This is a genomic window from Arachnia propionica (assembly GCF_037055325.1).
Taxonomy (GTDB): domain Bacteria; phylum Actinomycetota; class Actinomycetes; order Propionibacteriales; family Propionibacteriaceae; genus Arachnia.
The window spans coordinates 139,169-160,811 of sequence record NZ_CP146373.1 but is presented as its reverse complement, the minus strand read 5'-3'; the positions used below and the strand labels follow the sequence as shown (position 1 = coordinate 160,811).

Here is a 21,643-nt window from a genome sequence, read left to right as displayed (position 1 = left end):
CACAATGATCAAGTACACCAAGGACCACGACTGGCTCGACAGCGGCGACAACGGGGTCGCCGTCGGTCTCACCGACCATGCCACCGGCGAGCTGGGTGATGTCGTCTACGTCGAGCTTCCCGAGGTCGGGGCCGAGGTCACCAAGGGTGAGGAAATCGTCGTGATCGAATCCACCAAGGCCACCTCCGGGATTGTTGCTCCCTTCGACGGGGTCATCACCGAGGTCAACCAGACCGTGGTGAACTCCCCCGAGACCGTCAACGAGGATCCCGCAGGTTCCTGGTTCTTCAAGATCCAGCCCAGCGACCCCTCCGCACTGGATGAGTACCTCAGCGAGGACGAGTACAAGGCCCTGATCAACTGATGAGCACCTGGAATCCCACCAGCTACGACCCAGACGATTTCGCCAATCGCCGTCACATCGGCCCAAGTCCGACCGAAATGGAGACCATGCTCTCGGCAATCGGGGTCGATAGCCTCGACGAGTTGATCGATCAGGCCGTACCCACAGGAATTCGCCAGACCGAAACGCTTTCCTGGGCACCACTGACCGAGGGCGCTGTGCTGGAAGAACTACGGCGGATGGCCGCCAAGAACAAGGTCCGGACCTCGATGATCGGCCAGGGTTACCACGGCACGATCACTCCGCCTGCGATCCAGCGCAACATCCTCGAGAACCCGGCCTGGTACACCTCCTACACCCCGTACCAGCCCGAGATATCACAGGGAAGGCTGGAGGCGCTGCTGAACTTCCAAACCATGATCAGCGACCTGACCGGGCTGGAAATCGCCAATGCTTCCCTGCTCGACGAGGCAACCGCCGCCGCGGAAGCGATGAGCATGGCGTTCGCGACGGGCAAACGCAAGAAACCACGTTTCTTCGCAGCAGCCGACCTGCACCCGCAGATCCTCAGCATCCTGGCCACCCGGGCCCGGCCACTGGGCATCGACCTGGTGATCGGCGAGGTCGATGAGCTGGACACAGAAAACCTGTGCGGGGCGATCTTCGCCTATCCCGGCACCTACGGGCACCTGCGGGACCACACCGCGCAGTGCGAGGCCCTGCATGAGGCAGGTGCCCTGGCGATCGTGGCCGCCGACCTGCTGGCCCTGACCCTGCTGAAGGAACCGAGCGCGATGGGATTCGACATCGCAGTTGGTTCAGCTCAGCGTTTCGGGGTACCGATGGGGTTCGGTGGCCCACACGCAGCGTTCATGGCCTGCTGCGACAAGCTGAAACGCACCATGCCGGGACGTCTCGTCGGTGTTTCCAAGGACAGCGCGGGCAATCGCGCCTATCGTCTGGCCCTGCAAACCCGGGAACAGCACATCCGCCGCGAGAGAGCCACGTCGAACATCTGCACGGCCCAGGCACTTCTCGCGGTGATGGCCTCCTTCTACGCGGTCTTCCACGGCCCAGCAGGTCTCAAGGCCATCGGGCAGCGGGTCCATCTGATGGCGGTCACCCTCGCGGAACGGCTGAGGGCAGGGGGCGCCATCGTTGAACCGGACGAATTCTTCGACACGATCACGATCCGGGTGGGGGTCGGCCAGGCGGGCATCCTTGCCGCTGCAGAGCAGCGAGGTATCAATCTGCGCCGGGTCGGTCGCGACAGGGTGGGCATCTCGGTGGACGAGACCACCACCCTGGAGACCCTCGCATCGGTATTGGATGCCTTCGGCATTGAACCGGCCACAGAACTCAGCCAGGACCCGGCAATTCCGGATTCGTTGCTTCGTACCTCCGAGTACCTGACCCACCCGGTCTTCCACATGAACCGGGCCGAGTCGGAGATGATGCGCTATATGCGTCGCCTTGCCGATCGCGACCTGGCACTGGACCGGGCGATGATCCCACTGGGTTCCTGCACTATGAAACTGAACGCCGCAGTCGAGATGATGCCGATCACCTGGCCGGAGTTCGCAGACCTACACCCGTTCGCCCCCGCCTCACAGTCGGAGGGATACCGGGAACTGGTGGCAGACCTGGAAAAGCTGCTGTGCGAGATCACGGGCTACGACGCGTTCTCGATGCAACCCAACAGCGGCGCCCAGGGCGAGTACGCGGGGCTGCAGACGATCGCCGCCTATCACCGCGCCAACGGTGACGAGCGTGACATCTGTCTGATCCCGGCTTCGGCCCACGGCACGAACCCGGCCTCGGCAACCATGGCCGGAATGAAGGTCGTCGCGGTGAAGTCTGCCGAGAACGGCGACATCGACATTGACGACTTCGCCGCCAGGGCGGAGGAAGCAGGAGAGCGGTTGGCGGCCGTGATGATCACCTACCCGTCTACGCACGGCGTGTTCGAAGACACTGTTCGGAAGGTCTGCGAAATCACGCACGCCCACGGCGGGCAGGTCTACATCGACGGCGCGAACATGAACGCTCTGGTCGGTCTCGTGCGTCCCGGCGACCTGGGGGGCGACGTCAGCCACGTGAACCTGCACAAGACCTTCGCCATCCCGCACGGCGGTGGCGGGCCCGGCATGGGTCCCATCGGGGTCAAGGAACACCTGAAACCGCACCTGCCGAGCGATCCAGCCACGGGCGAAGCGGGAGCGGTTTCGGCCGCCGCTTTCGGTTCGGCTTCCATCCTGCCGATCTCGTGGGCCTACATCCGACTCATGGGCGGCAGCGGGCTGACCCAGGCCACACGGGTGGCGATCCTGAGCGCCAACTATCTGGCGAGCAGGCTCTCGGAGGCGTATCCGATCCTGTACCGCGGCGGAAACAACCGGGTGGCCCATGAGTGCATCGTGGATACGCGCATCTTCGCACGCCACGGAATCACTGTCGATGACGTCGCCAAGCGGCTCATCGATCACGGTTTCCACGCCCCCACCATGTCCTTCCCGGTGGCGGGAACATTGATGGTGGAGCCCACGGAGTCGGAAACCCTGGCTGAGCTGGACCGTTTCGTCGCGGCGATGCTGGACATCGCCCGTGAGGCCGACGACGTCGCCTCGGGACGGATCGCGGCAGAGGAGTCGCCGCTGCGCCGCGCCCCCCACACCGTGGAGGATCTCGTCGCTGAGTGGGACCGCCCCTACTCCCGGGAAGAGGGATGCTTCCCGCCCGGATCATTCCGGGTGGACAAGTACTGGCCTCCCGTCGGAAGAGTGGACAACGCCTACGGCGACCGACATCTGGTGTGCAGCTGCCCGCCCTGGGAGGGGACGCCGGGCTGAGCCACGGATTTGCGAGAAGAAGAGGGCTGCTCCTTTCGGGGCAGCCCTCTTCTTCTCGTGAAGATGTCAGTCGGTTTCCTCCACCGGGATCAGTGGTTTCCAGAACGAGGCACCCGGTCGGGCCAGTGCAGCCTGTAACAAAGAAATTGTGAGGCAGATGACGAGTGCCCACAGCCACACGTGCAGCATCGTCACTGCGAGAGGCAACTGCTTGAACCATCCAACCAGCAGAGAAGCGACAAACCCGACCGGCCCGTGAATAGACATGGCGAAGGCGAAGCGCCGACCGAAAGTCCGCGGCCACACCCATTTCTTCGAACTAGCAGACATATCAGATCACCTGCATGCAGCATCCCAGTTGATGGGGAAGAGCAAAGAAGAGCCACCTGAACAAGCGAGTGACGCCCATGACCCAGCAGGCAGACAAACCATTCCCAGGCCAAGAGCAAAAGCGAACGCAGCGGCAGAAGGTCCCAGCAGGACAGCAGCCATCATCACGGTTGACACAAGGATTGATAAGTACCGGCTTCTCATGTTCATCTCCTTTCTTCGAGAACCGGGATACCTGCCATCCTGCGCTTCTCATCCTCGCCGGGCAAGACCACAAGGCCAGATTCGGCTGAAAGTCATGTTGAAATCCAAAAGTGAGCGTCCGAAGCGATGTTGTCGGATCTGCCGGTTGGATCATGGAGGCTTATTCATGACCCTCCTCACGTATGCGCTGACTAGGAGTTTTCTTGCCCGACGCGCCGTCTGTACATAAGCCTCATGGACGTTCCTGTTCCTGTGAACCTCGCAGGCTGATGTGATCGGTTCCGCACGAAATCTGTCCGCAGGATTCTTCACAACACGATCCGGGCCCGCTTCCCCTGAAGGGAAGCGGGCCCGGATCGCGGATTTCTCAGCAGATCAGTTGCTGCCGGTCAGCTTCTCACGAAGGGCCTGGAGGGCCTCGTCGGATGCGAGGGAACCCTCGGCGGGTTCAGTGGAGGTGGAAGCGTAGCCGGTGCCGGCTGCCGTGGCAGCTTGACGTTCGGCCTCGGCGGCCTCGGCCACCTGGCGCTTGTGAGCCTCCCAGCGGGCCTGGGCCTCGGCGTACTGCTGCTCCCAAGCAGCCTGCTGTTCCTCGTAGCCGGACTTCCACTCGTTGGTCTCCGGGTCGAAACCTTCGGGGTAGATGTAGTTGCCCTGCTCGTCGTAGCTGTCGGCCATGCCGTAGAGGGAAGCGTCGAATTCCTCGGCGGCCACATCGACACCCTCGTTGGCCTGCTTCAGTGACAGCGAGACGCGGCGGCGTTCCAGGTCGATGTCGATGACCTTGACCATGACGTCGTCGCCGACGGAAACGACTTGCTCCGGGATCTCGACGTGACGTTCAGCCAGCTCGGAGACGTGCACCAGACCCTCGATACCGTCGCCAACGCGCACGAAGGAGCCGAACGGAACCAACTTGGTGACCTTGCCGGGCACGATCTGACCGATCTGGTGCAGACGCGCGAAGGTCTGCCACGGATCTTCCTGGGTTGCCTTCAGAGACAGGGACACACGCTCGCGGTCCATGTCCACCTCGAGCACCTCGACGGTGACGGGAGTGCCGACCTCCACGACCTCGTTCGGATGGTCGATGTGTTTCCAGCTGAGCTCGGAGACGTGCACCAGGCCATCGACCCCACCGAGGTCCACGAACGCACCGAAGTTGACGATAGAGGAGACCACACCCTTGCGGATCTGGCCCTTCTGCAGCTGGTTGAGGAACGTCTGGCGAACCTCAGACTGGGTCTGCTCCAGCCAGGCACGACGCGACAGCACCACGTTGTTGCGGTTCTTGTCGAGCTCAATGATCTTGGCCTCGAGTTCCATGCCGACATAGGGCTGAAGGTCACGGACACGGCGCATCTCCACCAGCGATGCGGGCAGGAAGCCACGCAGGCCGATGTCGACGATCAGGCCGCCCTTGACGACCTCGATGACGGAGCCGGAAACAACGCCGTCCTCTTCCTTAATCTTCTCGATCGTGCCCCAGGCGCGTTCGTACTGGGCGCGCTTCTTGGAGAGGATGAGGCGCCCCTCCTTGTCCTCCTTCTGCTGAACCAGGGCTTCGATCTCGTCGCCGACCTGGACCACGTCGAAGGGATCGACGTCGTGTTTGATGGAGAGTTCCTTGGATGGGATGACGCCTTCGGTCTTGTAGCCGATGTCGAGGAGGACTTCGTCCCGGTCGACCTTGACAACGGTTCCGGAGACGATGTCGCCGTCATTGAAGTACTTGATGGTGGCGTCAACGGCTGCCATGAAGGCTTCCGGGGAACCGAAATCGTCGACTGCCACGGTCGAGGCCTCAGTGGAGGAGGAGGACATGTAGTAGGGCTTTCACAATAAGGTTTCACCCTGTGCCCTGTCCGTCCTCCCAGATCGGGAAGATGGACGCGCCAGCCCCACTCGGTCCGAGGGCAGGCAGGCCACAGCGCTCCTTCACCCTATCGTTGCCCCTGGAGACGGTCAAGATCAGAACGATTCGATACTACCGGACCGCATTAATTACGGCAGACCGGTTGGCCGTGGTTGGGGCAGGGATTAATCTGTTCCCGTGAATCTCGTCGAAGCTCTCAAAAACCGGAAGGTGCAACTCGGCATAGCCGCAGTTGCCATTCTTCTGGCAGTAGCCCTGACCCTTGTATGGGTCCTTCAACCCAAAAACGACAACCCCCAGACGGCTGAGACTCCCCCGGCGGCCAGCGCCAGCGGCGACGCCGATGGCACAGCCGTGACCTCCCCCGACGCCGCGCCCCCTGCATCCCCGGGTGCCTGCAGCGCGCCGGACGAGGCAGGTTTCGTGCCGGTCTCCTACTCAATCGAGAAGCTGGGGATCGAGGCCAACGTCCTCTCCCTGGGGAACGACGCTGACGGCAACATCGAAGCTCCCCCCAAGGATGAACCGAAGACCGCGGCCTGGTGGAACATGGGCCCGGCAGCGGGCTCCAACGCCGGCCAGGTTGTCCTTTCGATCCACACCTACCAGAGCGGCGAAGCCGTCGGTAACCAGCTCTACAAGGACGGCACGAGTCAGCTCGCGGCCGGGGACGTCCTGAAACTCACCAGTGCAGACGGGCGGACCGCCTGCTACCAGTTCACCGAAGACCAGAAGGTCGATGAGGCAACTTTCGACCGGGATTCGGATCTTCTGGAACGCCAGACCGGCGATCCCGCACTCGCCATCGTCATTTGTTGGGACCATAACAAGGACACCAACGGTTGGGACTCACGGATCTTCTTCAAGTTCAAGCCCGTGACCGAAGAAGCCTGATCCCGAAGGGCCGGCGGCTCAGTGAGCCGCAGTGAACCACGAGTCGCCGACCCCCACCGAAACCTCCAAGGGCACCGCCAGATCCATGGCGGTGCCCATTTCCTTGCGCACCAGTTCCTCCACCGTTTCCCGTTCTCCCGGACAGATCTCCAGTACGAGTTCATCGTGCACCTGCAGCAGGATGCGGCTGCACAGCCCTTCCGCGATCAGCCCTCTTTCGACCTCGAGCATCGCCAGCTTGATGATGTCGGCAGCGGAACCCTGAATCGGGGAATTCAGTGCCGCCCTTTCCGCCATCTCACGCCGCTGTCGGTTGCCGGAGTTCAGGTCCGGTAGATAGCGCCGCCTCCCCAGCAGGGTCGAGGTGTAGCCAACCCTCCGAGCCTCAGCCACCACATCTGCCAAGTACTGCTGCACCCCACCGACCCGGGAGTTGTAAACCTCCATCAGTTCCTTTGCCTCGGCAACAGAGATCCCGAGCCTGGTGCTCAACCCGTAGGCACCAAGCCCGTAGGCGAGCCCATAGTTCATGGCCTTGACCCGGGCCCGCATCTGCCCCGTGACCTCTTCCGGAGCGACCCCAAAGACGATGGCCGCCATCTCCGCATGGAAGTCCCTGCCGGATCTGAATGCGGCGATCAGACCCTCGTCACCCGAGACGTGGGCCATGAGACGCATCTCGATCTGCGAATAGTCGGCGCTCATCAGCGCCTCGAAGCCGTCGCCGGCGACAAAGGCGCTGCGGATCCGCCGCCCCAGTTCGGTGCGAATGGGAATGTTCTGCAGGTTCGGGTCGGTGGAGGACAGCCTCCCCGTCGCAGCAATGGTCTGCATGTATGTGGTGTGGATGCGACCGTCCGGCTGGATGGCCGCCAGCAGTCCGTCAACGGTCTGTCGCAGCCGGATGCGGTCCCGGTGTGCCAGGAGATGTTCCAGGAACGGATGGCCGGTGCGTTCGAAAAGCCCCTCGAGAGCCTCTGCATCGGTGGTATAACCAGATTTCGTGCGTCGAGTCTTCGGCATGTCGAGTTCCTCGAACAGCACTGCCTGCAGCTGTTTCGGAGACCCCAGGTTCACCTCGTGCCCCAGCACGTCCCACGCCGCCCGCTGAGCGGCCACGACCGCGGAGTCAAACTCGGCCCGCAGCCCGTCCAGAACATCCCGATCCACGGCGATGCCAACACGTTCACACTTCGCCAAGGTCCGCTGCAGCGGCAGTTCCACATCTTTCAGGATCTCTGCTGCCGGCTGGGCCTTGAGCTCAGGCCGCAACTCCCGGGCCAGTTCCACGATCGCTCGGGCATTCAGCATGGCCGTTGCAGCCGTGGCTCCCTCATCAACCTCGAACAAGGATTCCTGGGTATCGATAGTTGCATCCGCCACCAGATCGCGGCGCAGATACCGCTGCACCAAGGAAGCAAGGTCCTGTCCCCTGACGTCAGGCCGTAGCAGATAGGCCGCCAGCGCCACGTCAAGGACCACCCCGTCCAGCGTCCACCCCCTGGCCCAGATCGCGAGCAACGGTCCTTTGCCGTCGTGGACCAGCTTGGGACGTTGCGCATCCGCCAACCAGCTCGCCACCGCTTCGTCATCGGCGGGGGTCAGGACAGCCGGATCGATGAACGCCTCCGGCCCTTCGGCAACCGCAAGGCCAATGCCCCACAGATCACCTGTCCCGGCCCCCCAGCTGCCGATGAACGAAAGCGCCACCTCGCCTACAGCATTCTCCTCAAGCCAGGCAGCAGCCTCGCCGGGCGCCAGAGTCCTTCCGGTGACAGTAAATGCTTCTTGGGCGTCGTTCGGTTCGTTGCCGGTGGCCCCATACAGCTGGGTGAGTCGCTCCCGCAAGGAGCGGAACTCGAGGGCGGCGAACAACTGGGTTGTGGCTTCCTGGTCCCACTCGCGACGCTCGGTCTGCTCAAGCCCCAGAGGGAGTTCCAGGTCCCGCAGCAAACGGTTCAAACGCCGGTTACGCCGTACGTCATCGAGGTGGTCCCGCAGCGACTGTCCCGCCTTGCCCGGGACCTGTTCGGCACGTTCGATGATGTTCGCGAGACCATCGTAGGTGTTGATCCACTTGGCCGCGGTCTTGGGGCCGACGCCGGGAACCCCTGGCAGATTGTCGCTGGTCTCCCCCACCAACGCTGCCAGCTCCGGATAGCGTTGCGGCGGCACAAGGTACTTCTCCTCCACCACGGCGGGGGTCATCCGCAGCAGATCGCTCACTCCTTTGCGCGGATACAGCACAGTGGTGCGGTCGGTCACCAGCTGGAGGGCGTCACGATCACCCGTTGAGATCAGCACCTCGTATCCCGCAGCCTCCGCTCGGGTGGCCATGGTGGCGATGATGTCGTCGGCTTCGTAACCGGGAAGTTCGACATGGGCTATCCGCAACCCGTCGAGGACCTCCTTGATCAGCTCCACCTGTCCTTTGAATTCCTGAGGAGACGCACCTCGAGTGGCCTTGTACTCCGGATAGGTCTCGTTACGGAAGGATTCCCGACCCACGTCGAAGGCGACGGCCACATGCGTTGGTTCCTCGGCGGTCAACAATCCAATGATCATGGCGACGAAGCCGTGCACCGCATTCGTGTGCTGTCCCGTCGAGGTCTGGAAATTTTCGGCCGGCAGTGCGTAAAAGGCCCGGTAGGCCATGGAGTGTCCGTCGATGAGGAGCAGGCGATTCACACCATCAAATCTACTGTGCGAGACTGACGGCCATGATCGACACCACCGCGCTACCCCCCTCTTCCTTGCACGAAAAACTGGGGATCGAGATCACCCAGGTCAGCGCAGCGGAGGTGGTCGGCTCCATGCCGGTGACGGGAAACACCCAACCCGCCGGGCTGCTTCACGGAGGAGCAACTGCAGCGCTGATAGAAGGTCTGGCCTCCCTGGCCGCCTGGCTGCATGCCCATCCGGAGCGGGTCGCGGTGGGCGTCGACCTCAACGTCACCCATCTGCGGCCTGTCACCTCTGGCAGGGTCACGGGCAGGGCAGTTCCCGTTCGCCTAGGGGACGGAACCGTCGTTCACACGGTAGATGTCCACGACGACGAAGGACGGCTCACCGCCACCGGTCGCCTGACCTCCCAGCTCGTGGTCCCGAAGAAGTGATCACTTCTTCCGTTTGTGTGAGATGACGCCCTCGGCAACCTCGCGCATCGACTTGCGCAGGTCCATGGCGGTCTTCTGGATCCACCGGAACGCCTCAGGCTCGGTCAGTCCCAGGCCTTCCTGCAGCATTCCCTTGGCCTGATCGATGATCTTCCGGGATTCGAAACGATCCTCGAGGTTCGCCAGCTCCTCCTCGATCGCCCGCAGCTCAGCGAAACGCCCGATGGCAACCTCGATGGCGGGCACCACTTCATTGGCTCCGAATGGTTTGACGAGATATCCCATCACCCCAGCGTCCCGTGCCCGCTCAACCAGTTCGCTCTGGCTGAATGCGGTGAGCATGAGTATAGGGGCGATACGTTCCTCACCGATGATCTCAGCCGCGGTGATGCCATCCATGCCGGGCATCTTCACGTCCATGATTATCAGGTCGGGCTCCAACTCCCGGGCAAGCTTGACGGCCTCCTCGCCATCCGCTGCCTGCCCTACCACTTCAAACCCTTCTTCGGTCAGCAACTCCACCAAGTCGAGACGGATGAGCGCCTCGTCCTCGGCAATGAGCACCTTCTTCGGCCGCTTCTGGCCCATGCTTCTAGCTCCATTCCCCTTCGAGTGGACCGACAGGTCTCCAGACATGGATTCAGCAGGCATTCTAGCGTGCCACTAGGGGGTTGGGCGAAGAAACGACCAGTTGTGGCACAATGGTCTTTGCTGCCCGGGTGGCGGAATGGTAGACGCGACTGACTCAAAATCAGTTGGCCCACAAGGCCGTAGGGGTTCGAGTCCCCTGCCGGGTACGAAGAGGAGGGCGGGAGCCGATGCATCGGCTCCCGCCCTCCTCGTGCTCGAAATTCAGGCGTCGATCTCGTTCTTGGCCTTCTTGACCTTGTGGACGCGCAGGTTGTTCGTCTTCCCGGGAACGCCCATGGGCGACCCTGACAAAATGACGATGCGCTCCCCGACCTCGATCATGCCCCGCTCCCGGAGAAAAGCATCGACGGTCTCCACCATCTGCTCCTGAACCGTGAAGTCTGGAGTGATGTGGGCCTCAACACCCCACGTGAGGGTCATTGCCTGCCGAGTGGTCACCTCAGGGGTGAAAACCAACAACGGGATGGAGGGACGCAGACGCGACAAGCGCCGGGCCGTATCACCAGACTTGGTGAAGGCAACCAGGTATCGTGCACCAACCCGCCGGGTGACTTCCACTGCGGCATGCGCGAGAACCCCGCCGGTGGTGTGCGGGTCCCAGTCGATGGTGTGGATCTCGGCGTGTCCGTCGTGTTCCGTAGCCTCGACGATCCGGGCCATGGTCTGGACCGTCTCCACCGGGTAGTCGCCGACGGAGGTCTCACCGGAGAGCATCACGCCATCCGCACCGTCAAGAATCGCATTGGCGACATCGGAGGCTTCGGCGCGGGTGGGTCTCGGGGAAGAGATCATGGACTCCAGCATCTGGGTCGCGACAATCACAGGCTTGGCCCACTTGCGTGCCGCGCGAATGATCTGTTTCTGAACCATCGGAACATCCTCGAGCGGGAGTTCAACACCCAGATCGCCTCGAGCAACCATGAAAGCATCAAAGGCGTCGACGATTTCCTGAAGGTTCGCGATCGCCTGCGGTTTCTCCAGCTTTGCGATGACGGGAATGCGGCGCCCTTCCTCATCCATGATCTCGTGAACCCGTTTGACGTCGTCACCACTACGGACGAAGGAAAGCGCGATCATGTCGATGTCTTTCGAGAGGGCCCAACGCAGATCCCTCTCGTCCTTCTCACTCATCGCAGGAACGGAGACGGCGACCCCGGGAAGGTTGATTCCCTTGTTGTTGGACACATGGCCGCCTACGACCACTTCGCAAAGCACGTCAGTGGGCGAGACCTCCAAAGCCCGCAGACCCACCTTTCCATCATCGATCAGGACCTGGTCCCCTGGCTTCACGTCCCCGGGGAGGCCCTTGAAGGTGGTGGAGCAGCGTTCCTTGGTGCCGAGAACATCCTCGATGGTGATGGTGAAACGGTCTCCTGGCTCCAAGAAGTGTTTCTGGTTGTCTGCGAACTTTCCAAGACGGATCTTTGGTCCTTGGAGATCGGCCAAGACGCCCACGGTACGGCCAGTTACCCTTGCGGCTTCTCGGACGGCGTTGAGACGGTTCTCGTGCTCGGTGTAGTCCCCGTGGCTCATGTTGAGGCGAGCGACATTCATTCCGGCGTTGATGAGTTGAACGAGACGGTCAGTCGTATTGGCGGACGGACCCAGAGTACAAACGATCTTTGCTCTACGCACGCCGCAACCCTACCTCACGGCCTCAGTCTGACCTCACCTCGTTCAAGGCGTGTTCAAGGTCCCGCGGCAACTCCGATTCAAACTCGACATGACTTCCCTCAACCGGGTGCTCGAATGCCAGCCGAGTGGCGTGAAGCCACTGTCTATCGATTCCCAAGCGTCTCGCAAGTGCCGGGTCTGAGCCGTAAAGCGGATCGCCGCAACAAGGATGTCCGATCGCGGCGAAATGCACCCGGATCTGGTGGGTGCGGCCAGTCTCCAACCTGACCTCGACGAGAGTGGCCGTGCGGTGTGCCTCGAGGGTCTCGTAGTGCGTGATCGATTCACGCCCTCCCTCCACGATCGCCATCTTCCACTCATGTCCTGGATGACGACCGATCGGAGCGTCTATGGTTCCGGTGAACGGGTCAGGATGTCCCTGCACGAGCGCTTGATAGGTTTTGTCCACTGTCTTGTCTCGGAAAGCCTGTTTCAACAGTGAATAAGCACGCTCAGAACGGGCGAGCACCATAAGCCCGGAGGTTCCGACGTCGAGCCTCGACACCACGCCCTGCCGTTCGGGGGCTCCCGATGTAGCGATTGCAATCCCTGCGGCTGCCAGGTGCTCAGTAACGGAGGGACCTTCCCAGCCCAGGCTCGGGTGGGCTGCCACACCTGCCGGTTTGTCCACTACGACGATGTCCCGATCCTCGTGCACCACGCTCAGGCCGTCGGCTAATCGTGGCGTTACTACAGCGTGGGTGGGACGGGGATCGGCGACCAGTTCCAACATCGCCCCAGCGGCGACGAGCCGGGAGGCCCGTGTCACGATCTCACCGTCCAGCAGCACGGACCCGGAGGCAATCAGCTCCGCCATTCTAGAACGGCTGTATCCCGTCACCCGGGATGCCACGAGATCGACCCGCTCCCCCGCCAAGGTATCCGGCACCAGAAAAACGCTCATCCCAGCTCTGCCCTCTTCTTCTCCCCGGAAGGATTGTGCAGGCTCAGCAGGATGATCAGAAAAGCCGCACTGGTAATGCACATGTCCGCCACATTGAAAATCGCGAAGTGAGGGAGCTGAATAAAGTCGACAACATGCCCGAGCAGCGGCCCGGGGGCACGGAATAGCCTGTCATGAAGATTCCCCGAAATACCTGCCATCATCAACCCAACCGCGAGTCCCTGCGAAAGAGTTCGCACTGTGCGTAGGGCAATGAATACACAGGCCATCAGAGCAACAATCGCGAAAATGCTGAGCGCTAGCGTCATTGACGTCCCGAGGCTGAAGGCCGCTCCCGGGTTGAAGATCAGGTTAAACCGCACAAGGGTTCCGACGATCTCGACAGGCTGCCCTGGAGACAGCGTCTCCAGTACGGCCTTTTTGGATGCTTGGTCCACCCCCAGCCCTACCAAAGCGACGCCCGCTGCGAGCAGGGCCGGGGTCCTGCGGCTCAGCGGCGTTCCTCGCGCTGCTTGCAGGTGACGCACATCGTCGCCCGCGGGAAAACCTGAAGCCTGCCCTTGCCGATTGGTTTTCCACACACCTCACAAAGCCCGTACTGGCCCTCGTCGAACAGATGCAGGGCAAGCCTCGCCTGATCCGCCATCTCGCGGGCGTTTTGCGCCAAAGACAGCTCCTGGTCACGCTCGAAATTGGACGAGCCCACATCTGCCGGATCCCGCCCTGCACCATCGTTGCCTTGGAGCAGAAGATCGCTCAACTCACTGTCGGTGGTGGCCACCTTTTTGTCGAGCCTTTCCAGCTCCTCCACGAGAACCTCGCGTTGCTCCTGAATCTCCTCCGGTGTCCATGGTTCTTCACCGTCACGAACTGGAAGGATCACAGGCTCTGGGGGGTTGCTGGGTGACATTACCGTCCTCGGGGGTTTGAGTTGATGGTCCGGCGAGAGTACACCCCCACCGGACCATCAAGCCAGTCTTCTGCCTTCCGCTCAGGCCAGGCGGTCCTGAGCGGCGAGCGCATCAAGACGGGGGGTCCTGGAACGCTCGGCCAGTTCCGGAACATCCAAAGGTTCCGGCAGGTTCTGTTCAAGGGATTCGAGATGCCGCGACAGGTAGCCACGCATGTTTTCGCGGTAACTGGACTCAAAGCCACGCAACGCCGCAACCTTCTGGGTGAGGATACCTTGTTCTCGCTCCAACTCTGCGAACAATTCTGTGCGACGACGATCAATCTCACCATTCATGCGATCCGCACGGCTCTGGGCTTCGCGGTTAATCTGATCCGCATTGACACGAGCTTCGGACTCGATGCGCTCGGCGCGGGTGCGTGCGTCGCTGGTGATCTCATAAGCCTGCTGCTTGGCCTCGTTGATCTTGCGCTGAGCCTCGTTGTTGGCCTCATCTACGAGACGTTCGGCCTGCTCCGTGGCCAACGACACCAGCCGAACAACGGCGGGAGTCGCCTCTTCACGTGTGACGACCTGAAGGGTCTCCGTGTTACCTGCCACGTGACTGACACGGGAGTTGCTGCTACGCGCCTCATCAAGCTCACGGCGGGCCCGGTCGAGTTCGCTTCGGAGTCGCTCGTTGTCCTGGGTGAGCTGCGCAACACGCTTGTCATCCAACTGCCCAGGCGCTGCAACCGGAGCCTGCTGCTTGGCCTGCTGCGCCATCTGGCTACGCAGACGCTCAATCTCACCTCGAAGCGAGTTGATCTCATGATCCTTGGCGATCATGGCCTCATCGTTGCCGACAGGCGCCGGATCTCCGGTTGTGCGGGCAGCCTCAACCTCCCGGCGAAGCAAATCCCGCTCGTTCTCGAACTGCGCGAACGACTCCTCCACCTTGTCTATGAAAGTGTCGACGTCACCGACCTCGTAGCCGGTGGCGCCACGGCGTGCCATCCGGAACCGGACTCGGCGAACCTCTTCCAGGGTCAGGCTCATCTTTACTCCCACACGGTCGAAAAATCTTTGTGCCCGATCCTGAGAAACCCCGGGCACAACGTTAAGGTTACTCTAATACTTCATCAGATCCAACGGCGAAGCCAGCACGACACGCCCGGATCAGAACGGGATCCAGAGGACGACGCTCCTGAGCAGGTAGATGATCAGGAACAGCACTAGCACGCCCAGATCCAGCGAAACCGCACCCATCCGCATCGGTTTGATGAACGAGCGCAGCAGCTTCAGGGGCGGATCAGTGACGAAATAGACGGACTCCACCAGCACCAGAACAATCCCACGAGGAGTCCACCCTCGGCTCACCACAGGTACCCACGAAAGAAGGACCCTCACCAAGAGGATCAGCATGTAGACCTGGAGGAGCCAGAACAGTGTCAGCGCAACCACGGGGTCAGCTCTGGTTGAAGAAACCGCCGGTAGCCAGCTTCTGCTTGTCTTCAGGGCCGACGACGAGGTTGTGCGGGCACAACAGGAAGACCTGACTGGAAATGCGCTCGATGTTGCCGCGCAGCCCAAAGATCAGACCGGCAGCGAAATCCACGAGCCTCTTGTCCTCCCCGCGTTCCATGTCAGAGAGGTTCATGATGACGGGAATCCCGTCACGGTAATTCTCACCGATGGAACGCGCTTCGTTGTAGCTGCGCGGTCGGACATAGATGATTCGGCTGAGATCTGTCACCTGACGCGGCTCCGGGGTCGGGGGGTTTGAACGAGAAGCCGCCGCAGGAGCCGGTGTAGGGCTCTGGTTCGGCACCGGAGCGGGTGATGCAGTCTCGGGCCTAGCGGCGTGAGGATGACGGTGGAGTTTAGCCACAGGCCTGGGCTCGGGTTCTGGCTCCACGTACTCATCCACCGAGTACTCTTCGGACAGCTCATCCTTGGGATCGCTGTAGCGCCCATCCTCGACGAGACCCATCCACTCAGCCAGCTTCCGTACACCCACGACACGCCTCCCTAAAACACTTTCGCTTGAGACTACAGATAGGGGGCCCGCAACTGGGTGCAATGACTGCCGACACGCCGTCATTTCATGAAGTCGGGCACATCCAGGTCGTCGTCATCGTCTGCCCGCAGTGGTCGCGGTTCCGGACGGCTCGGCTGCATGGGCGCGACGTGAGGGGACGGCGCTTGGGACGCGCGGGAACCCGTGAGAGGCGTCCCTCCTGCAAGCGGGCTGGGACCGCTGGGGCCGCCAAAACCACCAGCACGGGATGGTGAAGGCTGCTGCAAGTTGCCACCTCGGGTGGTCTCGAGGCGCGGCGGGCGGGGCAGCGGATGTCCGCCATCAAAGCCAGCAGCGATAACTGTGATTCGAACCTCGTCCCCCAAGGCATCGTCAATGACCGTGCCAAAGATGATATTTGCCTCGTCATGCGCGGCTTCCTCGATGAGCTGGGCAGCCGCAGAGACCTCGAACAGCCCAAGGTCCGAGCCACCCGCAATCGAGAGAAGTACTCCGTGGGCGCCATCGATGCTCGCTTCGAGCAATGGGGAGGAGATGGCCATTTCTGCCGCAGCCCGGGCCCGGTCCTCGCCGCGAGCCGACCCGATACCCATCAGGGCCGAGCCCGCCTGGCTCATGATCGATTTGACGTCCGCGAAGTCAAGGTTGATCAGGCCGGGGGTAGTGATCAGGTCCGTGATACCGGAGACACCCTGCATCAAAACCTGGTCTGCCTGTTTGAAGGCGTCGAGAATGGCCACCTGATGATCGGTCATCTGCAACAGCTTGTCGTTGGGGATGACGATCAGGGTGTCGACCTCCTCCCGTAGTGCCTCTATGCCCGAATCGGCCTGGGTGGCGCGACGGCGCCCTTCAAAGGAAAAGGGGCGGGTCACCACCCCAATGGTCAGAGCACCGAGGGAACGAGCGATCTTGGCGACGATGGGTGCGGCTCCCGTACCGGTGCCGCCTCCCTCACCTGCCGTGACGAAAACCATGTCAGCCCCCTTAAGGGCCTCCTCGATGTCCTCGGCATGATCCTCGGCGGCCTGACGCCCCTTGGACGGATCCGCTCCAGCTCCCAGACCACGGGTCAGCTCGCGACCAACGTCGAGTTTGACGTCAGCATCACTCATGAGCAGTGCCTGAGCATCGGTATTGACCGCGATGAACTCGACGCCGCGCAACCCGGCCTCGATCATTCGGTTGACGGCGTTCACCCCACCGCCGCCGACGCCAACGACCTTTATAACCGCCAGGTAGTTCTGAGATGCGCTTGCCATGACCGCCATTCCTGTCCTCGTAGTCGAAAAGAAGGCTAGGGGCAGATGGGCGCACTATCCAACGACCATGCCGCAACTTCCAGAAATCACCTCAACCAGAGGTTGAGGGTTTCATGGGTTGTCAGCGTGTCGTCGGAGCGTGCGGAGCCGAGACGTCGTAGACGCTGGCCTCCTGACTCAGCAGCACCGAAAGCACCTGGGCCTTCACTTGGGATTGTTCCGCACTGCCCCACACGATGGTGTCTCCATCGGACAGCTGGATCTCAATTCGATCCACGGCCGAAGCCTGCAGCAGTGTGATCCGTTCCCCCAACACCGGGGCCACTGCGAAAACCACGGTGGCCACGTCCTTCAAGATGCGTTGTTCGGGGGCCGCGATGCTCGCCTTCACGGTCCCCTGCCCCGCCTCTCCCCCTTCGTGGAACACCACGCCGTCCGCATCAACCCAGCGGGCCACGCCCTCGTCCATCCACACGTAGGCGAGGGTGCGTTCGGTGATGGTGATCTCAATGGTGTGCGGAAAACGCCTTTCCACACGTGCTTCAGCCACTGGCGCCAACGCAGCAATGCGATTGCGGATCGCGTCCACATCTTGCGTGGCGAGCGGCCCTCCCAGCTTGACGTCGGCGGCGTCAGTGACCTGCTGCTCGGTGAGCAGCGACACACCGTTGATCCGGACCTCGGTCGCCGCGAAGGCCGACGAGAACCAGACCAACCAGGTGGCGATTCCCGCCAGCAACACCGCAAGGATTCCGGAAGCCAGAATCACCCACAGCCCCCGACGGCGTTTGCGGCGCTTGGCATGCAACGCCTTCGCGAAATCGCTCGGGGTGCTCGTCAACGGTTCTGTGCCTCCGGACGCCGGGCCAGCAGCGGCGCCAGCAGCGGACCCACGATCGTGACGTCACCACAGCCCAGGGTGATGATGAGGTCTCCCGGACGGGAGATCTCGTTCAGGGCGGCAGGGAGATCATATTTGTCCACCACGTAGACCACCTCACGGACCCCGTGCCGCTGGGCGGCGTCCACCACGAGCTGCCCCGTCACCCCGGGAATCGGATCCTCGCGATCGCCACAGACATCATTGATCACCGCGATGTCCGCAAGGGTCAGCACCTCACCGAACTCCTCGTAGAAATCTGCGGTCCGGGAGTACAGATGTGGCTGGAAGCAGGCGATCAGGCGCCCGCCCAGTCCCGTGTCCTCGTTACCGACATCAGTGGCGTGCCGCGCGGCGTTCAGGGCCGCCCTGATCTCCGTCGGGTGGTGGGCGTAGTCATCGTAGACCCGGATCCCAGCGGTATCGGTGATGAGTTCGAACCGACGCAGCGTTCCCGTGAACTGCCCGAGCGCTGCCAGAGCCTCCTCGTGTCCGAGGCCGAGGACACGACCCGCCGCGTAGGCGGCCGAAGCGTTGGACAAGTTGTGGTTACCCGGAACCTTGAGCCGGAGCACACCCGTCTCTTTCCCGTACCGGAGGGTACCGGTGATTCCCTCCCTGACCGGACGAGCATCCGAAACCCGCACGTCGGCGTCCTCGGCGAATCCGTAGCGGATCACCTGTCTGCCCTCGGCACGAAGTCTGTCGGCCAAGCCGCGAGCACCGGGATCATCCACATTCACAATCACCCACTCGACAGCGGGAAGGGTCGCAAAAGTGTGATAGCCCTCGGTGTAGGCCTCCGGGGTGCCCCAGTTGGCCAGATGATCGGGCTCAACACTGGTGATGATCGCAACCCGGGTCGGGTACTGGAGGAAGGATGCATCCGACTCATCCGCCTCGATGACAAAAGCATCCCCTGTGCCGATAGCGGAACTGACCTTGGTGGTGGCAAGCTTTCCCCCGATGACGTAGCTGGGGTCAGCCCCGGCCTGCTGCAACATAACGGCAGTCATGGCAGTGGTGGTGGTCTTACCGTGGGTTCCCGCGATCGAGACCCCCTGCTTGCCCAGCATGAGGGCCGCCAGCGCTGCTGAGCGATGCCAGACCCGCAGGCCTCGGCGGCGCGCCTCGGCAAGCTCCGGATTGTCTTCGCGGATCGCGGAGGAGATCACCACAGTTCTGGCTTCACCGAGCTGAGACGCGTCGTGACCGGCGTAGCAGGTGATTCCGACCTCCCGCAGGGAGTCCAGTGTGGCGGATTCGGACCGATCGGACCCGCTGGTGGGGATGCCCAGTTCCGCATAGAGCCGGGCGATGCCGTTCATCCCAGAACCACCGATGGCTATGAAATGAACGGGACCGACCTCTGTGGCGGGCTGGACCTCGATAGGGGTGAGCAAGCTCACGATGCCTCTTCTCCTCGAACAACGTTCACGGCGGCCCTCGCCAGGACATCGGCGGCATCCGCGGGCGAATGGGGCCGGGCCAGTTCGGCCATGCGAGCCAACTTCTCCGTGTCCGTGATGGTGGGGATCACCATGTCCGACAGTTTATCGGCGCTGAGGTCGGCCTCGGGAAGCAGGATCCCCGCCCCGTCCGCCACTAGTCCTGCGGCGTTCCGGGCCTGCTCGCCGTTGCCCCAGGGCAAGGGAATGAAGATCACAGGCAGTCCCAAAACCGCCGTCTCCATGACGGTACCCGCCCCGGCTCGGCCAATCATCAGGTCCGCAGCCACGTAGGCTTCGACCATGGCGTCGACATAGGCCACAGGGACGTAACGTGACCCGTTCTCAGACTCGACCACAACATCCGTGTCCGTGAAGTTTTTGGCCCCCAGCACGTGCAGTACCTGGATTCCGGCATCCAGAATGGCAGGAACCGCAGCGGAGAGGGCTTGGTTGATGGCCCGCGCCCCTTGGGAACCGCCACTGACCAGCAGCGTGGGCCTTTCGGGGTCCAGGCCAAAACGTTCCCTGGCCTCGGTGCGGGTGATTCCAGGACGAGTGATGCTGCGGCTCATCGGCATCCCAATCCGTCTTCCTCCCCGGATCTGGGTGTCGGGGAAGGTGTACCCGGTTAAGGCCGCAAACCTGGCAGCTACCTTGTTCGCGATACCAACCACACGGTTGGCCTCGTGCACGAGAACGGGGACCTTCATGGCGCGGGCCGCCAGGTAGGCAGGAATGGCGACATACCCGCCGAAGCCGATCAGCGCCTGAGCCTTCGCCTGGCGCAGGATGGCACGCGCCTCCCGCACAGACTGCCTCAGATTCCAGGGCAGCTTGACCAGGTCGAAGTTCGGTTTCCGCGGCATGGGAACGGGGCGAATCAGCTCCAGTCTGAGACCGGCTTGTGGTATCACTCTGGTCTCGAGTCCCTTACTCGTTCCGATACAGGTGATCTCCACCTCTGGGTCCAGCTCGGCCAGCGCCTGGGCCGTCGCGATCAACGGAGAGGTGTGGCCGGCAGTGCCGCCACCGGCCAGCACAATGCGGGTCACGAGTTCCCTCCCGCAGCGAGCACGCTGGTCATACGTGGCCCTGCCCCACGCCGCCGGTTCTCGAGATAGGCACGGGCATCAGGCGTGTCCCGGGCGCAGGCCAGCAATACGGCCACGGCCAGCAGGTTAGCCATCAGGGCGGACCCCCCTGAGGAGATGAAGGGCAATGGGACACCGAGCACGGGCAGCAGGTTCATGACCACCATTATGTTGACGATTGCCTGGAGCAGGAACCAGGCGGTCACCCCGGAAGCAGCGATGCGGTTGAACAGTTGGTCAGACTTGAGTGCCACCTGGAATCCACTGCGCATCAGAAGGGCGAACAACCCGATCACGAGCAGCACCCCGAACAACCCGAGCTCCTCGCCCAGCACCGCGAACACGAAATCTGTGTGCGCGCCATCTTTCAAACCTCCCCATTTCTGTTTACCCGCTCCGAGCCCGAGCCCCCACCAACCACCACTGGCCAGCGCATACAACGCCGAAAGGGGCTGGGAGGCCAGGTCAGGGTTGGCCTGCGGATCGAAGAAAGCCATGAAACGCGCCATCCGGTTCTCCGATCCCAGCACCAGCACCAACACGACACCGATCGCCGCCAACAGCGACGGCACCAGGATTCGCAGCGAAGTCCCGACGAAGAACAACAGGGAGAAGATCATGGCGCCGAAGATCAACCCGGTGCCGAGGTCACGCCCGGCCAGGATCAGAGCCAACATCGCCAAGGCCCCTGGGATGAAGGGCAGCAGCAACTGAGCGGGTTCTTTCAAGCGACGGCGTTTGTTGTGGAACAGAGCGGCCGCCCACAGCACCAGGGCCAGCTTCGCGAACTCCGATGGCTGGATGGTCAGCAAACCTCCGATCCGGATCCAGTTGCGGTTGCCGTTGGTTTCGTATCCCAGTGGGGTCTGAACGAGGATCAACCCGATCACGGCGGCTGCCCAGGCGGGAGCCGCCAGTTTCCGCAACGTCTCCGGTTTCATGCGACTGATGGGAATCATCAGGAGCAACCCGACGATCAGGAAAATAAGCTGGCGAATCATGTAGTAGTACGGGGATTCTCCTTGGAAGAGCGCTATCACCGATGACGACGACAGCACCATCATCTCTCCGATTGCCGTGAGGATGACCGTGGCGAAGATGATGAGATGGTGATCCGCCATCGGAGACCGGGTCAGCGCACGCACCACGTTGCCGGACGACCGTCCGGCGGAGGGCGCTTTGGCCATT

Annotated in this window: 20 protein-coding genes and 1 tRNA gene; 5 read left to right on the top strand and 16 right to left on the bottom strand. The window is 62.3% G+C overall.

Annotated features, from left to right (window positions below):
• The first annotated feature begins 4 nt into the window (after positions 1–4).
• Complete coding sequence (gcvH, locus tag V7R84_RS00695) at positions 5–364, top strand: glycine cleavage system protein GcvH (protein ID WP_338571009.1); 360 nt, start codon at positions 5–7, stop codon at positions 362–364.
• On the top strand, positions 364–3,192 hold the full coding sequence (gene gcvP / locus V7R84_RS00690) for an aminomethyl-transferring glycine dehydrogenase (protein WP_338571006.1): 2,829 nt from the start codon (positions 364–366) through the stop codon (positions 3,190–3,192). Before gcvH ends, gcvP begins: the two co-directional genes overlap by 1 nt.
• Positions 3,193–3,258: 66 nt before the next feature.
• Here the strand turns inward: gcvP and V7R84_RS00685 are convergent, their stop codons facing one another.
• Together V7R84_RS00685 and rpsA are read right to left on the bottom strand one after the other, a co-directional pair.
• Positions 3,259–3,522, bottom strand: coding sequence for a hypothetical protein (locus V7R84_RS00685; protein WP_338571004.1), 264 nt, complete (start codon positions 3,520–3,522; stop codon positions 3,259–3,261).
• 579 nt (positions 3,523–4,101) lie between these two features.
• Positions 4,102–5,550, bottom strand: coding sequence for a 30S ribosomal protein S1 (rpsA, locus tag V7R84_RS00680; RefSeq protein WP_338571002.1), 1,449 nt, complete (start codon positions 5,548–5,550; stop codon positions 4,102–4,104).
• Positions 5,551–5,779: 229 nt separating this feature from the next.
• Here rpsA and V7R84_RS00675 point away from each other — a divergent pair, with 229 nt between their 5' ends.
• Complete coding sequence (locus V7R84_RS00675) at positions 5,780–6,496, top strand: class F sortase (RefSeq protein WP_338571000.1); 717 nt, start codon at positions 5,780–5,782, stop codon at positions 6,494–6,496.
• A gap of 18 nt (positions 6,497–6,514) precedes the next feature.
• On the opposite strand, the gene polA is transcribed toward V7R84_RS00675, so the two are convergent.
• A complete protein-coding gene (gene polA, locus V7R84_RS00670; protein ID WP_338570997.1) occupies positions 6,515–9,184 on the bottom strand; it encodes a DNA polymerase I in 2,670 nt (889 codons plus the stop codon).
• A 32-nt stretch (positions 9,185–9,216) separates the two neighbouring features.
• Here polA and V7R84_RS00665 point away from each other — a divergent pair, with 32 nt between their 5' ends.
• Positions 9,217–9,612, top strand: coding sequence for a PaaI family thioesterase (locus tag V7R84_RS00665; RefSeq protein WP_338570994.1), 396 nt, complete (start codon positions 9,217–9,219; stop codon positions 9,610–9,612).
• Here V7R84_RS00665 and V7R84_RS00660 read toward each other — a convergent pair whose 3' ends face one another.
• The gene (locus V7R84_RS00660) at positions 9,613–10,200 is read right to left on the bottom strand and encodes an ANTAR domain-containing response regulator (protein ID WP_338570992.1); all 588 of its coding nucleotides are present in this window, start codon (positions 10,198–10,200) and stop codon (positions 9,613–9,615) included.
• A gap of 125 nt (positions 10,201–10,325) precedes the next feature.
• Here V7R84_RS00660 and V7R84_RS00655 point away from each other — a divergent pair.
• Positions 10,326–10,409 (top strand) — tRNA-Leu (locus V7R84_RS00655).
• Positions 10,410–10,464: 55 nt separating this feature from the next.
• On the opposite strand, the gene pyk is transcribed toward V7R84_RS00655, so the two are convergent.
• From pyk to ftsW, 12 genes are all read right to left on the bottom strand, one after another.
• The gene (gene pyk / locus V7R84_RS00650; protein WP_338570991.1) at positions 10,465–11,898 is read right to left on the bottom strand and encodes a pyruvate kinase; all 1,434 of its coding nucleotides are present in this window, start codon (positions 11,896–11,898) and stop codon (positions 10,465–10,467) included.
• Between the two features lie 22 nt (positions 11,899–11,920).
• Positions 11,921–12,841, bottom strand: a complete 921-nt coding sequence (locus tag V7R84_RS00645) for an RluA family pseudouridine synthase (RefSeq protein ID WP_338570989.1) — start codon at positions 12,839–12,841, stop codon at positions 11,921–11,923.
• Entirely contained in the window at positions 12,838–13,368 is a 531-nt protein-coding gene (gene lspA, locus V7R84_RS00640; RefSeq protein WP_338570988.1) for a signal peptidase II, read from the bottom strand. The genes V7R84_RS00645 and lspA overlap by 4 nt, the downstream gene beginning before the upstream one ends.
• Complete coding sequence (locus tag V7R84_RS00635; RefSeq protein ID WP_338570986.1) at positions 13,332–13,751, bottom strand: TraR/DksA family transcriptional regulator; 420 nt, start codon at positions 13,749–13,751, stop codon at positions 13,332–13,334. The genes lspA and V7R84_RS00635 overlap by 37 nt, the downstream gene beginning before the upstream one ends.
• 81 nt (positions 13,752–13,832) lie before the next feature.
• Complete coding sequence (locus V7R84_RS00630; RefSeq protein WP_338570983.1) at positions 13,833–14,789, bottom strand: DivIVA domain-containing protein; 957 nt, start codon at positions 14,787–14,789, stop codon at positions 13,833–13,835.
• A gap of 120 nt (positions 14,790–14,909) precedes the next feature.
• Positions 14,910–15,194 (bottom strand): YggT family protein, encoded by a 285-nt coding sequence (locus V7R84_RS00625; RefSeq protein ID WP_338570981.1) that lies wholly within the window; start codon positions 15,192–15,194, stop codon positions 14,910–14,912.
• A 4-nt stretch (positions 15,195–15,198) separates the two neighbouring features.
• Positions 15,199–15,723 carry a cell division protein SepF gene (locus tag V7R84_RS00620; RefSeq protein ID WP_338573753.1) on the bottom strand — a complete coding sequence of 175 codons (525 nt, stop codon included), beginning with the start codon at positions 15,721–15,723 and terminating at the stop codon, positions 15,199–15,201.
• Between the two features lie 107 nt (positions 15,724–15,830).
• Positions 15,831–17,033 carry a cell division protein FtsZ gene (ftsZ, locus tag V7R84_RS00615; RefSeq protein WP_338570979.1) on the bottom strand — a complete coding sequence of 401 codons (1,203 nt, stop codon included), beginning with the start codon at positions 17,031–17,033 and terminating at the stop codon, positions 15,831–15,833.
• A gap of 121 nt (positions 17,034–17,154) precedes the next feature.
• Positions 17,155–17,874 carry a cell division protein FtsQ/DivIB gene (locus V7R84_RS00610; protein ID WP_338570976.1) on the bottom strand — a complete coding sequence of 240 codons (720 nt, stop codon included), beginning with the start codon at positions 17,872–17,874 and terminating at the stop codon, positions 17,155–17,157.
• Positions 17,871–19,322 carry a UDP-N-acetylmuramate--L-alanine ligase gene (murC, locus tag V7R84_RS00605; protein ID WP_338570974.1) on the bottom strand — a complete coding sequence of 484 codons (1,452 nt, stop codon included), beginning with the start codon at positions 19,320–19,322 and terminating at the stop codon, positions 17,871–17,873. Before murC ends, V7R84_RS00610 begins: the two co-directional genes overlap by 4 nt.
• Positions 19,319–20,416, bottom strand: coding sequence for an undecaprenyldiphospho-muramoylpentapeptide beta-N-acetylglucosaminyltransferase (murG, locus tag V7R84_RS00600; protein ID WP_338570971.1), 1,098 nt, complete (start codon positions 20,414–20,416; stop codon positions 19,319–19,321). The genes murC and murG overlap by 4 nt, the downstream gene beginning before the upstream one ends.
• Positions 20,413–21,642 carry a putative lipid II flippase FtsW gene (gene ftsW, locus V7R84_RS00595; protein WP_338570968.1) on the bottom strand — a complete coding sequence of 410 codons (1,230 nt, stop codon included), beginning with the start codon at positions 21,640–21,642 and terminating at the stop codon, positions 20,413–20,415. The genes murG and ftsW overlap by 4 nt, the downstream gene beginning before the upstream one ends.
• Position 21,643 lies beyond the last annotated feature (1 nt).